The organism is Paraburkholderia largidicola (assembly GCF_013426895.1).
Lineage (GTDB): Bacteria > Pseudomonadota > Gammaproteobacteria > Burkholderiales > Burkholderiaceae > Paraburkholderia > Paraburkholderia largidicola.
On sequence record NZ_AP023174.1, the window covers coordinates 3,277,454 to 3,291,303 of the forward strand.

Here is a 13,850-nt window from a genome sequence, read left to right on the forward strand (position 1 = left end):
TAACGGCTGGAACGTAAAGCGCGCCTCATCCGCTCACTGTTGCTAAGGACGTCGATGGACAAGCGTTCCCGCTTCGGCACCAGCCTCCTGCCGTATCTGCTCGTCGCGCCGCAACTCGCGATTACGTTGCTGTTCTTTCTGCTGCCCGCGGGCGAAGCCCTCTGGCAATCGACGCAGACACAGGACGCATTCGGCACGTCGAGCGAATTTGTCGGCTTGAGCAACTTCAAGCAGCTATTTGGCGATCCGCTATACCTCGCGTCGTTCGAAACGACGCTGATTTTCTGCGCACTCGTCACCGTGTCGGGTCTCGCGATCTCGCTGCTGTTCGCCGCCTGCGCCGACCGCGTGACACGCGGCGCGAAAGCCTATCAGACACTGTTGATCTGGCCGTACGCCGTCGCGCCCGCGATTGCCGCCGTGCTGTGGTCGTTCCTGTTCAACCCGAGCATCGGCCTCGTGACCTTCGCGCTCGGCAAGGCGGGCATCGTCTGGAATCATGCGCTCAACCCGGGACAGGCGATGTTCCTGGTCGTGCTCGCCTCAGTGTGGAAGCAGGTCAGCTACAACTTCCTGTTCTTCTACGCGGGACTGCAGGCCATTCCGCGTTCGCTGATCGAAGCAGCTGCGATCGACGGCGCGGGTCCCGTGCGGCGCTTCTTCGGCGTCGCGCTGCCGCTGCTGTCGCCGACGACGTTCTTTCTGCTCGTCGTCAATCTCGTCTACGCGTTCTTCGACACCTTTCCGATCATCGACGCCGCCACGGGCGGCGGTCCCGCGCAATCGACGCGCACGCTGATCTACAAGATCTTCGCCGAAGGCTTCCAGGGGCTCGATATCGGCAGCTCGGGCGCGCAGTCGGTGGTGCTGATGCTGATCGTCGTCGGGCTGACCGTCGTGCAGTTCCGTTTCATCGAGCGGAGGGTTCAATACTCATGATCGAGAATCGCCGCGGCTTCGATATCTTCTGCCACGTCGTGCTGATTATCGGCGTCGTGCTGGTCGTGTTCCCCGTCTACGTCGCGTTCTGCGCGGCGACGATGAGCGAGCATGAAGTGTTCAACGTCCCCCTTTCGCTCGTACCGAGCACGCATCTGTTCGAGAACATCGCGAACATCTGGACGCACGGCACAGGCAACGCGGCCAGCCCGTTCGGCACGATGCTCGTCAACAGCCTCGTCATGGCGCTCGTGATCGCAATCGGCAAGATCGCCGTGTCGATCATCTCGGCGTTCGCGATCGTGTTCTTCCGCTTTCCGGGACGCAACGTCGCGTTCTGGCTCATCTTCATCACGCTGATGCTGCCCGTCGAAGTGCGGATCTTTCCGACCGTGCAGGTCGTGTCGTCGATGCATCTGAGCAATACGTACGCTGGGCTCACGCTGCCGCTGATTGCGTCCGCGACCGCGACGTTCCTGTTCCGCCAGTTCTTCCTCACGCTGCCCGACGAGTTGATGGAAGCGGCGCGCATCGATGGCGCGGGGCCGATGCGTTTCTTCTGGGACGTCGTGCTGCCGCTGTCGAAGACGAACCTTGCGGCGCTCTTCGTGATCACGTTCATTTACGGCTGGAATCAATACCTGTGGCCGATCCTGATCACCAACCAGCAATCGCTGACGACGGCCGTGGTCGGCATCAAGAGCATGATCGCTTCCGGCGACACCGCGACCGAATGGCATCTCGTGATGGCCGCGACGCTACTCGCGATGCTGCCGCCGCTCGTCGTCGTGCTGGCGATGCAGCGCTGGTTCGTGCGCGGTCTCGTCGATGCTGAGAAGTAAGGCGGAAAAACAAGGATAAAGAGTCATGTCTGCACTGACGCTAAAAGGCGTAAAGAAATCGTACGACGGCAAGCAGAACGTTCTGCACGGCATCAACGCGGACGTCGAGGACGGCGAGTTCGTCGTGATGGTTGGACCGTCGGGTTGCGGCAAGTCGACCTTGCTGCGGATGGTCGCGGGACTTGAAGCGATCACCGAGGGCGAGATTGCGATCGACGGTAAGGTCGTCAATAACCTGGAGCCGAAGGATCGGAACATCGCGATGGTGTTCCAGAACTACGCACTGTATCCGCATATGACGGTTGCGGAGAACATGGGCTACGCGTTGAAGATTGCGGGGCTGACGAAATCGAAAATCGAGTCGCGGGTGCTGACGGCGGCGAAGATTCTCGAACTCGAGCCGCTGCTGTCGAGAAAGCCGCGCGAGCTGTCGGGCGGCCAGCGACAGCGCGTCGCGATGGGCCGCGCGATCGTGCGCGAGCCGGCGGTGTTTCTGTTCGATGAACCGCTGTCGAATCTCGATGCGCGTCTGCGCGTGCAGATGCGACTCGAAATCCAGCGTCTGCATGGACGGCTCAAGACGACAAGCCTTTACGTGACGCACGACCAGATCGAAGCGATGACGCTCGCGCAGCGTGTAATCGTGATGAACCGCGGTCACGCGGAGCAGATCGGTGCGCCCACCGAGGTTTATGAGCGGCCTGCTACGACATTTGTTGCCGGGTTTATCGGCTCGCCGGGGATGAATTTGCTGAACGGCTGGATCACTGAAGACGGCGCGTTTTTTGAAGTTGCTGGGGAGGGGCCGAAATTGCCTTTGGCCGGTGTGCCGGGTGTGGGCCGCGAAATCGCGGCGGGGCGTGCATGTGTGCTGGGAATTCGGCCCGAGCATATGACGCCGTCGTCTGATGCCGGTGCGGCGACTGCTGCACTTGCCGTCGATTCATGCGAGTTGCTCGGCGCGGATAATCTCGCGCATGGGCGCTGGGGGAAGCATGATGTCACGGTGAGGTTGCCGCATGGGCATCGGCCGTTAGCCGGCGAGCGGCTGGAGGTCGCTGTGCCTGCGGGGCAGATTCATTTTTTTGATGAGGAAACGGGGCGGCGGTTGAATTGAGGTTTTGATTTGGTTTTGGTTTTGGTTTTGGTTTTGGATTTGGTTTTGTCTACGACGTTTGGTTTTTGGCTTTGCGCTGGCATCCGCGTTTTGCCTTCGTGCTTCATGCGTCGCCCCTGTGCGGGGCGGCACCTACTTTTCTTTGCCGCCGCAAAGAAAAGTAGGCAAAAGAAAGCGGCTCACACCGCCAGTTCTTGTGTTTGCCTGAGGGCCCCCATAGGTTCTTACACTTCAAACGGCAACGCCCCCGTTCGCGCCCGTTGCCAACGTTCTCCCTGTACGCCTCACCCGCTTCAAGCCCCCGCGTCTCAGCACGCCGTGCCAGACAGTCCTCAGCCGCCCAGGTGGCAAACTGTGTGTAGGCATTCGCGCCATGACCGCATCACTCCGGACTGGGTAGCACGGCTGGTGTTTCTGATAAGAGCACCAACCTGTGCGGTGCGACACCCTACACACAGTTTGCCACCTGGGCGGCACAAACCGTTCGCTGCCGCTGGCTCTTGTACGGGCGTCTGACGCGGGTGAGGCTTCCATTCAAAGCGTTGGCAACGCACGCGAACAGAAATACTGCCGTGTGAAGCATAAGACCGGTTGAGGGCCCTCAGGCAAATACACGGGCTGGCGGTGTGAGCCGCTTTCTTTTGCCTACTTTTCTTTGCGGCGGCAAAGAAAAGTAGGTGCCGCCCCGCACAGGGGCAACGCTAGCAAACCAGAAACAAAACGCGGATGCCAGCGCAAACGCAAACGAAACCCAAACAACAACAAAGGCCCACGCAGTGGCACCCCCCCTACCCCAAACAAAAAGCACCACAGACACACGAAGTACAATACGGTTTCCGCCCGAGGCGCGCGCCAAACCCAAACCCGCTGCGCCCGGCAAATACCAGCAACACCCAAAACCCAAACCCATTCACCCGACGCCGTCCACCGTCACGCGGACCGCGAACCCAACTCAAGCGTAAAAATGGCCCAATACGTCTTCACCATGAACCGGGTCGGCAAGATCGTGCCGCCCAAGCGTCAAATCCTCAAAGACATCTCGCTGTCGTTCTTCCCCGGCGCCAAGATCGGTCTGCTCGGCCTGAACGGCTCGGGCAAGTCCACGCTGATCCGGATCATGGCCGGCGTCGACAAGGACATCGAAGGCGAAGCCACGCCGATGCCGAACCTGAACATCGGCTATCTGCCGCAGGAACCGCAGCTCGATCCGCAACAGACGGTGCGCGAAGCCGTCGAAGACGGTCTCGGCGACGTGTTCCAGGCGCAAAAGAAGCTCGATGAAATCTACGCCGCCTACGCCGAGCCGGACGCCGACTTCGACGCGCTCGCCGCCGAGCAGGCCAAGTACGAAGCCATCCTCGCAACGTCGGATGGCGGAAGCCCCGAGCAACAGCTCGAAGTCGCCGCCGACGCGCTGCGCCTGCCGCCGTGGGACGCGAAGATCGAGAACCTGTCGGGCGGCGAAAAGCGCCGCGTCGCGCTGTGCAAGCTGCTGCTTCAGAAGCCCGACATGCTGCTGCTCGACGAACCGACCAACCACCTCGACGCTGAATCCGTCGAATGGCTCGAGCAGTTCCTCACGCGCTTCCCCGGCACCGTCGTCGCTGTCACCCACGATCGCTACTTCCTCGACAACGCCGCCGAGTGGATTCTCGAACTCGACCGCGGCCATGGCATTCCGTGGAAGGGCAACTACAGCAGCTGGCTCGACCAGAAGGAAGAGCGCCTGAAGCAGGAAGAAGCGAGCGAATCCGCGCGTCAAAAGGCGATCAAGAAGGAACTGGAGTGGGTGCGCCAGAACCCGAAGGGCCGTCAGGCGAAGTCCAAGGCGCGTATTGCCCGCTTCGAGGAACTGAATAGCCAGGAATACCAGAAGCGCAACGAAACGCAGGAAATCTTCATCCCTGTCGGCGACCGCCTCGGCAATGAAGTGATCGAGTTCAAGAACGTCAGCAAATCGTATGGCGACCGCCTGCTCATCGATGACCTCAGCCTGAAGATTCCGGCAGGCGCGATCGTCGGCATCATCGGCCCGAACGGCGCCGGCAAGTCGACCCTCTTCCGCATGCTGACGGGCAAGGAACAGCCGGATTCGGGCGAAATCGTCAAGGGCCCGACCGTCAAGCTGGCGTATGTCGATCAGAGCCGCGACGCGCTCGAAGGCGACAAAACCGTGTTCGAAGCGATCTCCGGCGGCGCGGACGTGCTGACGGTCGGCAAGTACGAAACGCCGTCGCGTGCATATATCGGCCGCTTCAACTTCAAGGGCGGCGACCAGCAGAAGATCGTCGGCAATCTGTCGGGCGGCGAACGCGGCCGTCTGCATCTGGCCAAGACGCTGATCGAGGGCGGCAACGTGCTGCTGCTGGACGAACCGTCGAACGACCTCGACGTCGAAACGCTGCGCGCGCTCGAAGACGCGCTGCTCGAATTCGCCGGCTCGGTCATGGTGATCTCGCACGATCGCTGGTTTCTCGACCGTATCGCGACGCACATCCTCGCGTTTGAAGGCGATTCGCAAGTCACGTTCTTCAACGGTAACTACCAGGAGTACGAAGCGGACAAACGCGCCCGTCTCGGCGAAGAAGCGGCGCGTCCGAAGCGTCTGCGCTACAAGCCGATCACCCGTTAAGCGTTGTTGTCGTGTCGTCCGCAGCCGGGCCGCTTGGCGCGGTTCGATGCGGACGGCATAAGAGTTGCTCCCGTCACTCGCAAGCCGCATTCGATCCAGGCAATTTCAGACGCAGGCACCCGCTGCCTGCGCCGCACGCCGAAGCGCGGCAAGATCCACCCTATGTAACCCGATAACCCGAACCACGGCCGGCGCACGGACGAGGAGGTGGCATGGCGATGTCGATGGGCAAGCGCGTGACGTTGGCCGTCGCAGGCGCGATCGTGCTGCTCGTCGTGATTGCGCTGGGCGGGTTGTATTTCGTGCAACACGAAGTGAAAGAGCGCGTCGCCGAAGCGCTCGCGCCGCTCGGCACGGCGGAAAGTATCGACGTCGGCTTTTCGGCGATCACGCTGCGCCACGTCCGGCTGACGGCGCCCAACGACTGGCCGACGCCCGACGCCTTCACCGCCGACGAAATCACGATGACACCCGACATTCGCGATCTGCTCGCGCATCGCGTGCATCTGCAAAGCGTCGTGGTGCGCGGCTTCACGCTGGCGCTCGTACGCACCGCTAGCGGCCGGCTGGAAATCCTGCCGAAGCTGCGTCAAACGGTGAGCCGTCCCGGCCAGCCGGCAAGCGAAGCGAGCGGCGCAGCGGAGGGCCGGCCCCCGCTACCCGCCGAGAAACTCATTGATCACATCGCGTTCGCGGACGGCCAGTTCGTCTTCTACGACGCGATGATCCGCAAGCCGCCCTACAAGGTGACGGTCAGTGACGCGAGCGCGACTGTCGATCACATCCACCTGCCCGACCTCACCGAACCGACGAGTCTGTCCGTCAAAGGCTCGATCAAGGGGCCGACGCACACGGGCACGGTGACGTTCGACGGCTGGATGAAGATCGCCAGCAAGGACTCGCAGACGACCACGACGCTGCGCGGCGTCGATGTCGTGACGCTGGATCCGTATCTGCTGAAAAAGGCCGGCGCGAAAACTCAGGTAACGGGCGGCACACTCGACCTCAATCTGCAGTCGACGGTGACGAGCTATCACATTCACGCGCCGGGCACGGTCACGCTGCATCATCTGCAACTGGCCGCGACCGACGATCCGCTCGACACTTTCATGCAGATCCCGACGCGCGCCGCCGTCGCCGCGCTCAAACAACATGGCGACGACATCACGCTGCACTTCGTGATCGACGGCAATCTGCGCGATCCGAAGTTCAAGCTCAATGAAAGCGTGATGACCGAGTTGCGCGCGAACTTCGCGAAGGCGCTGGGCGTCAGCGCCGAAGGCGTCGCGAAGGGTGCGGGTGAAACGGTGAAAGGGCTTGGGAACGCGCTGAAGAATTTGCTGGGCCAATAAGGCCCACACTAGCGCGGTCTTACACGGGAAGACCCAGTTCCCGGAGTTTCGCTTCGGTTTGCGTGGCGTCCGTGTGGTGCACGCCGTGCCAGCCCAGTTCCGTCGCAGCGGTGGCGTTCTTCAGGTTGTCGTCGATGAAAACGAGTTCGTGCGCTTCGATACCGGGCAGATGCGCGCGGATACGGCCCAGCATCTCCGCGAAGATCGCGGGATCGGGCTTGACCATCTTGACGCGCCCCGACACGACGATGTCCTTGAAGCGCCGCAGCACGGGATAGTGCTCCCACGCATACGGGAAGGTCTCGTCCGACCAGTTCGTCAGACCGAAGAGCGGCACGTTCGCGGCTTCAAGCTTTTCCACCGTCGCGACGCCGTCGTCGAGTTCGCCCGCCACCATTTGATGCCAGCGCTCATAAAACGCGCGAATCAGCGCTTCGTGCTCGGGAAACTTCGCGACCAGTTCGGCCGTACCTTCCGCGATCGGCTGGCCGCCGTCCTGACGGATCACCCAGTCCATCGTGCAGACGTTCGACAGGAACCATGCGCGCTCCGCGTCGTCGGGAATCAGCTCGCGATACAGATACTGCGGGCTCCAGTCGATCAACACGCCGCCGAAATCGAATACGACTGCCTTGATGGTCATGCGAACTCCGTTTGCAGAATGTCATCGAGAGGACGCACCTTGACGCGCTTGCCCGTCATCGACGAGTTCGCCCAGACGAAGTTCTGGTGCTCGACGATCTTGTCGGCAGCGAGGTGCGGCTTGTCTTGCGTGGTGTGCAGATCGGCGACGATCGTCGTGCGCAGGCCGAGCAGTTCGGCGCGGCGCGCCGTTGCGTTGACGCAGAACTCGGACGCGTAACCGCAGATCAGCACGCTGTCGATGTCCTGTTGTCGAAGCTGGTCGGCAAGCGGCGTCTCGTGGAACGAATCGCCGACCGTCTTGTGGATCGACGCATCCGTTTGCTCGCGAACGAGCGCGACGGGCAACTGCCAGGCGTCGCTGCCGCGCGCGAGCGGTCCGTTTGCGTCGCTCTCGTGCTGCACGAAGAAGACGGGCGCATTCGCCTTGCGCGCCGCGGCCGTGAGCCGGTTGATGCCGCCGATGACTGCTTCGCCGCGATACGCGGGGGAAGACCCGCTGAAGAACATCTGCTGTACGTCGATGACGATGACGGCAACACCGGACATGCGAGCCTCGCAATTCGTTGGTGATGGATGGAGCGAAACGGCGGCGTTAAACGGCCGAGCCGCCGTTTAGAAGCGACTCGTCAGCATAGCGGCGAATGGGATGCTGTGTAAAAACCCGCTGCGCGATCAACTCAGCTTGCTTTCGAGCGATCGCGCAGCGCAACGCTGCGCAGCGCGTCAGACCGGCTGCGTGCGCGTCTCGAGCCAAGCCTTCGCGTCGCCCGACACATGCGGCGACACGCGGGTGCGCACCATCTCGTGATATGCGTTGAGCCACGCGCGCTCGTCGTCGTTCAACAGGTTCAACGCGACGCAGCGCGTGTCGATCGGGCACAGCGTCAGCGTTTCGAATTCGAGGAAATCGCCGAACTCGGTCTTCCCCGCCGCGCGATTCAACACCAGATTCTCGATGCGGATACCCCACTTGCCCGGACGATAGATGCCCGGCTCGATCGACGTGATCATCCCCTCTTCCATTGCCGTCCAGGCTTCGGCGGGCGCGTAGTGCGAAATCACCTGCGGGCCTTCGTGGACGTTCAGGAAGTAGCCGACGCCGTGGCCCGTGCCGTGCCCGTAGTCCGCGCCCGCTTCCCAGATCGGTGCGCGCGCGATCGAGTCGAGCATCGGCGAACGGATGCCGCGCGGAAACTTCGCGCGCGACAACGCCATCGTGCCCTTCAGCACCGTGGTGAAGTCGCGCCGATGTTCGTCGTTGATCGTACCGATGGGCACGACGCGCGTGATGTCCGTCGTGCCGCTCAGATACTGGCCGCCCGAGTCGATCAGCAGCAGGCCGTTGCCTTCGATCGTCGAATGCGACGCGGGTGTCGCACGGTAATGCGGCATTGCGCCGTTCGCATTGAAGCCGGCGATGGTCGCGAAGCTCAGCGTGACAAAGCCCGGCCGACGCGCGCGCGCCGCCGTGAGCCTTTCGTCGATGGTCAGTTCGGTGATTTTTTCGCGGCCCAGCGCGCCTTCGAACCACGCGAAAAATTCAGCGAGTGCCGCGCCGTCCTGCTCCATCGTCGCGCGCACGTGTTCGGCTTCGGCTTCCGTCTTGCGCGACTTGAAGAACGTGGACGGATTCACCGCCTCGACGATCGCCACCGAAGCGGGCACCGACTGCAGCAAGCCGTAGGTGATGCGGCGCGGGTCGATCAGCAGCGTCTGCCCGTTCGGCAGCGCAGCGAGCGCGTCGGCCGCCTTCGCGTACGCCTCGACGCGAATGCCGTCGCGGGCGAGCGATTCGGCCAGCTCAGCCGGCACCTTGCCGTCCACGACGAACAGCGACGCGCGATCCAGCCCGATCAGCGCGTGCGCGACGAACACCGGGTTGTAGTTCACGTCCGCGCCGCGCAGATTCAGCAGCCAGGCGAGATCGTCGAGCGTGGAGATGAAGTGCCACTGCGCACCCTTCTCCTGCATCGCGCGGCGAATCTGGTCCAGCTTCTGCGCGCGCGAGACGCTCGCATGCGGCGCGACGTGCTCATAGACGGCGCCCGTCGGCAGCGACGGACGCTGCGGCCAGACGGTGTCGAGCAGATCGAGGTCCGTGCGCAGGTTGACGCCGCGAGCCTTCAGCGCATCGGTCAGCGCGCGCGCTGCCGCCACGCCCAGCACCGCGCCGTCGACACCGACCGTCGCGCCCGCCGGCACGTTCTGCGCGAGCCAGTCGATGTGCGGCGCGCTTTGCTGCCCGCCGAACATCTTCATCAGCTGGATGCCCGTGGCCGCCAGTTGTGCCTCGGCCTGTACCCAATAGCGGCTGTCGACCCACAGTCCGGCGAAATCCGCCGTCACGACCAGCGTGCCGACCGAGCCGGTGAAGCCCGACAGCCATTCGCGGCCTTGCCAGCGTCCGGGCAGATATTCGGAAAGATGCGGGTCCGCTGATGGCACGAGCCAGGCGGCGAGCCCTGCCTGCTTCATGGCGCTACGCAGTTGCGCAATGCGCTCGGGGATCGAGGCGGTTTCGGGGAGTCGTACGTTCATCGGTTTCACCTGCAAGAATTCATCGACGGGAGAACAAGCCGACCGTCACGGCAACAGCAACCAGAGCAATAGCAGTGCAGACGGGCCACTCGAGCGTGTCGCCGTCGTGGAAAAGCTGGGTGACGTTGCCAGCCATGTGCGCGAGGACGGCACCCGCCACGCCGATCAGCATCGCCATCCACAGCACGACGTGGCTCGCGCGCCGCAGCGGATGTAGCCACCAGCTGGCCGCGCCGACGACGGCGCCAAGAATGATCAGTCCGGGCCAGCCCATTAGCGTCGCCCGCCCATCAAATTAAGACTGTTCTGATAGGCGGCTGTTTTATCGATGGCTAGCATTTTTTCTCTTTCACTAGAAGGTCCACGCGGCTTTCTGCGTAGCGGTTGAGTTTAGGGGCCGGGATTAGGTTAAGCAAGCTGAAAGCCTCCCGTGCCAGATCGCTGCGCCCACCCCACCGTCCATGCGAATTGCCCTTATTGAGCCTGACCTCCGGCATGCGGAAATCGTCGGCCGGCTACTGCTTGCCGGGGGGCATGCCTGTCATCACTTCCCGTCCAGCGCGCCTTTTCTGGCGGGCGCCGCAAGCGAATTCTTCGATCTCCTCGTTACCGACGCGTATTGCGGCGACGCCGCCGCGGAAGACGTGATCGTGCGGGTGCGCCAGGTTCTGCCGGGCCTGCCCGTCATCGCCATGATGACCACGCCGCGCGAAAGCGAACTGGTCGCCATGCTGCAATCAGGTGCCGACGACTGTCTGTCGAAACCCGTGCGCGGTCCCGAAATGCTGGCCCGCATCGAAGCGCTGATGCGCCGCGCCGGTATTCGCCGCCCGCGCAACCGCGTGCGCGAAATGTTCGGCGAATATGCGTTCGACGCCGGCCGCTCCATTGTCAGCTTTCGGGGACAGAGCGTCACGCTGACGCCGAAAGAACTGCAGTTCGCCCTGCTGCTGTTTACCAATATGTCGCGGCCGGTGTCGCGCGCGCACATCCTCGAGACCGTCTGGTCGCGCCGCCGCGACGTAAAGTCGCGCACGCTCGACACGCACGCGTCGCGCATCCGCACCAAGCTCGAACTTCGCCCGGAATTCGGCTACACGCTTACGCCGCTGTACGGTTACGGCTACCGTCTGGACCAGATTCCCGTCGAAAACACGGATAGCGCGGATAAACCCGCGCCGACTGAAAGAATCGCGGAAACGCTATAATATTGGGCCTAACCATAGCCCCAATACCGTGCCCAAAAAGCCGTAGCGTCCCCGTGCAACTGTTAACGATCGGAATCAACCACCACACCGCGCCCGTCGCCTTGCGCGAACGCGTGGCGTTTCCGGTCGACCAGATCAAGCCGGCGCTGTCGACGTTCAAGGACATCTTTCTCGGCCGCACGGCCCGCACGGCGCCGGAAGCAGCCATTCTGTCCACCTGCAACCGCACTGAGCTCTACTGCGCCACCGACGACCAGGCCGCCCGCGAGGCCGCCACCCACTGGCTGTCGAAGTACCACAACATCGCCATCGACGAACTCGCGCCGCACGTGTATGCGCTGCCGCAGTCGGAAGCCGTGCGCCACGCGTTTCGCGTCGCGTCGGGGCTGGATTCGATGGTGCTGGGTGAGACGCAGATCGTCGGCCAGATGAAGGATGCAGTGCGCACGGCGTCGGAAGCCGGCGCGCTCGGCACGTATCTGAACCAGTTGTTCCAGCGCACCTTTGCCGTCGCGAAAGAGGTGCGGACGACGACTGAAATCGGGGCGCAATCGGTTTCGATGGCCGCCGCGGCAGTGCGCCTCGCGCAGCGCATTTTCGACAAGGTGTCGAATCAACGCGTGCTGTTCATCGGCGCGGGTGAAATGATCGAGCTTTGCGCAACGCACTTTGCCGCGCAACAGCCGCGCGAGCTGGTCGTCGCGAACCGCACCGCCGAGCGCGGCCAGCGTCTTGCAGACCGCTTCAATGGCCGGTCGATTCCGCTGTCGGAATTGCCCACGCGCATGCACGAGTTCGACATCATCGTGTCGTGCACGGCGTCGACGCTGCCTATCATCGGTCTTGGCGCCGTGGAGCGCGCGGTAAAGGCGCGGCGTCACCGCCCCATTTTCATGGTCGATCTCGCCGTGCCCCGCGACATCGAGCCGGAAGTCGGCAAGCTCGAAGACGTGTTCCTGTATACCGTCGACGACCTCGGCGCGATCGTCCGTGAAGGCAATGCGTCGCGGCAAGCCGCTGTCGCGCAGGCCGAGACGATCATCGAAACGCGCGTGCAGAATTTCATGCAGTGGCTCGACGCGCGCAGCATCGTGCCCGTCATCCGTCACATGCACACGCAGGCCGACGCGCTGCGCCGCGCCGAAGTCGAAAAGGCGCAAAAGCTGCTCGCACGCGGCGACGACCCGGCTGCCGTGCTCGAAGCGCTGTCGCAGGCGCTCACCAACAAGCTCATCCACGGTCCCACGCACGCGCTCAACCGCGCAAGCAGCGAGGAACGCGATTCGCTCATCGAACTGATGAGCGGCTTCTACAAGCACGCTCACTCTTCTTCCGAGCGTTAGCGGCGCTACACGCCGCGGCATCGCGCAGGTTGCCGACCAGGCCCGCGTGGTGCTTCATCTCATTGTCCTGGGCTTTCGTCCCGGGTTATCGTCCCGAATTCCCGAATTCAGCCGTTCTTCCCGGAGCCCGCTCCGACCGACCGCCCAATGAAAACGAGCATGCAAGCCAAGCTCGACCAGCTCACCACCCGGCTGGCCGAACTGAACGACCTGTTGAGCCGCGCAGACGTCACGTCGAACATCGACCAGTACCGCAAGCTCACGCGTGAACACGCGGAACTGCAGCCCGTCGTCGAGCAGTACGGTCTCTGGCGCCAGTCGATGAACGACGCGGCCACCGCGCAGGAACTGCTGTCGGACCCATCGATGAAAGACTTCGCCGAAGAGGAAATCCGCTCGGCGCGCGATCAGATGGAAAAGCTCGAAGGCGAGTTGCAGAAGATGCTGCTGCCGAAAGACCCGAACGACGAGCGCAACATCTTCCTCGAAATCCGCGCGGGCACGGGCGGCGACGAATCGGCGCTGTTCGCGGGCGACCTGCTGCGCATGTATCTGCGCTACGCGGAACGCAACCGCTGGCAGGTCGAGATGATGTCGGCGAGCGAATCGGATCTGGGCGGCTACAAGGAAGTGATCGTGCGGATTGCGGGCGACGCCGCGTATTCGAAGCTCAAGTTCGAGTCGGGCGGTCATCGCGTGCAGCGCGTGCCGGCGACGGAAACGCAAGGCCGCATCCATACGTCGGCGTGCACGGTCGCGGTGATGCCGGAAGCGGATGAAATCGGCGAAGTCGAAATCAATCCCGCTGACCTGCGCATCGACACGTTCCGCGCGTCCGGCGCGGGCGGCCAGCACATCAACAAGACTGATTCCGCGGTGCGTGTGACGCACTTGCCGACGGGCATCGTCGTCGAGTGTCAGGACGACCGCTCGCAGCACAAGAACAAGGACCGCGCGCTGAAAGTGCTCGCGGCGCGCATCAAGGACAAGCAGTACCACGAGCAGCATGCAAAGGAAGCCGCGACGCGCAAGAGCCTGATCGGCTCGGGCGACCGCTCGGAGCGCATTCGCACGTACAACTTCCCGCAAGGCCGTCTCACCGATCACCGGATCAACCTGACGCTGTATCGCCTCGAATCGATCATGGAAGGCGATCTCGACGAGCTGATCGCGGCGCTCGTGTCCGAGCATCAGGCGGAACTGCTCGCATCGCTTGGCGACGCGGACTGAGCGG

General features: G+C 63.0%; 12 protein-coding genes. 8 read left to right on the plus strand and 4 right to left on the minus strand.

Features of this window, described 5'->3' with window-relative positions:
* Nucleotides 1–54 precede the first annotated feature (54 nt).
* The 5 genes from ugpA (at nt 55) to PPGU16_RS14535 (ending at nt 6,882) form a co-directional block, all read left to right on the plus strand.
* Nucleotides 55–939 carry a sn-glycerol-3-phosphate ABC transporter permease UgpA gene (gene ugpA / locus PPGU16_RS14515; protein WP_180720595.1) on the plus strand — a complete coding sequence of 295 codons (885 nt, stop codon included), beginning with the start codon at nt 55–57 and terminating at the stop codon, nt 937–939.
* Nucleotides 936–1,781, plus strand: a complete 846-nt coding sequence (gene ugpE, locus PPGU16_RS14520; protein ID WP_180720597.1) for a sn-glycerol-3-phosphate ABC transporter permease UgpE — start codon at nt 936–938, stop codon at nt 1,779–1,781. The genes ugpA and ugpE overlap by 4 nt, the downstream gene beginning before the upstream one ends.
* Before the next feature lie 25 nt (nt 1,782–1,806).
* Nucleotides 1,807–2,898 (plus strand): sn-glycerol-3-phosphate import ATP-binding protein UgpC, encoded by a 1,092-nt coding sequence (locus PPGU16_RS14525; protein ID WP_180720598.1) that lies wholly within the window; start codon nt 1,807–1,809, stop codon nt 2,896–2,898.
* A gap of 964 nt (nt 2,899–3,862) precedes the next feature.
* Nucleotides 3,863–5,530 carry an energy-dependent translational throttle protein EttA gene (ettA, locus tag PPGU16_RS14530; RefSeq protein ID WP_180720600.1) on the plus strand — a complete coding sequence of 556 codons (1,668 nt, stop codon included), beginning with the start codon at nt 3,863–3,865 and terminating at the stop codon, nt 5,528–5,530.
* A 212-nt stretch (nt 5,531–5,742) separates the two neighbouring features.
* Complete coding sequence (locus PPGU16_RS14535) at nt 5,743–6,882, plus strand: DUF748 domain-containing protein (RefSeq protein WP_180720602.1); 1,140 nt, start codon at nt 5,743–5,745, stop codon at nt 6,880–6,882.
* A gap of 19 nt (nt 6,883–6,901) precedes the next feature.
* On the opposite strand, the gene PPGU16_RS14540 is transcribed toward PPGU16_RS14535, so the two are convergent.
* From PPGU16_RS14540 to PPGU16_RS14555, 4 genes are all read right to left on the minus strand, one after another.
* The gene (locus PPGU16_RS14540) at nt 6,902–7,525 is read right to left on the minus strand and encodes an HAD family hydrolase (RefSeq protein ID WP_180720603.1); all 624 of its coding nucleotides are present in this window, start codon (nt 7,523–7,525) and stop codon (nt 6,902–6,904) included.
* Complete coding sequence (locus PPGU16_RS14545) at nt 7,522–8,073, minus strand: cysteine hydrolase family protein (RefSeq protein ID WP_180720604.1); 552 nt, start codon at nt 8,071–8,073, stop codon at nt 7,522–7,524. Before PPGU16_RS14545 ends, PPGU16_RS14540 begins: the two co-directional genes overlap by 4 nt.
* A gap of 177 nt (nt 8,074–8,250) precedes the next feature.
* On the minus strand, nt 8,251–10,065 hold the full coding sequence (locus tag PPGU16_RS14550) for an aminopeptidase P family protein (protein ID WP_180720606.1): 1,815 nt from the start codon (nt 10,063–10,065) through the stop codon (nt 8,251–8,253).
* Between the two features lie 19 nt (nt 10,066–10,084).
* Complete coding sequence (locus tag PPGU16_RS14555) at nt 10,085–10,339, minus strand: hypothetical protein (RefSeq protein WP_180720607.1); 255 nt, start codon at nt 10,337–10,339, stop codon at nt 10,085–10,087.
* A gap of 187 nt (nt 10,340–10,526) precedes the next feature.
* On the opposite strand from PPGU16_RS14555, the gene PPGU16_RS14560 reads away from it, so the two are divergent.
* From PPGU16_RS14560 to prfA, 3 genes are all read left to right on the plus strand, one after another.
* Nucleotides 10,527–11,273 carry a response regulator transcription factor gene (locus PPGU16_RS14560; protein WP_180720609.1) on the plus strand — a complete coding sequence of 249 codons (747 nt, stop codon included), beginning with the start codon at nt 10,527–10,529 and terminating at the stop codon, nt 11,271–11,273.
* 53 nt (nt 11,274–11,326) lie between these two features.
* Nucleotides 11,327–12,616: a glutamyl-tRNA reductase gene (hemA, locus tag PPGU16_RS14565; protein ID WP_180720611.1), complete on the plus strand. Its 1,290-nt coding sequence runs from the start codon at nt 11,327–11,329 to the stop codon at nt 12,614–12,616.
* Nucleotides 12,617–12,763: 147 nt separating this feature from the next.
* The gene (prfA, locus tag PPGU16_RS14570; RefSeq protein ID WP_180720612.1) at nt 12,764–13,846 is read left to right on the plus strand and encodes a peptide chain release factor 1; all 1,083 of its coding nucleotides are present in this window, start codon (nt 12,764–12,766) and stop codon (nt 13,844–13,846) included.
* The last annotated feature ends 4 nt before the right edge of the window (nt 13,847–13,850 follow it).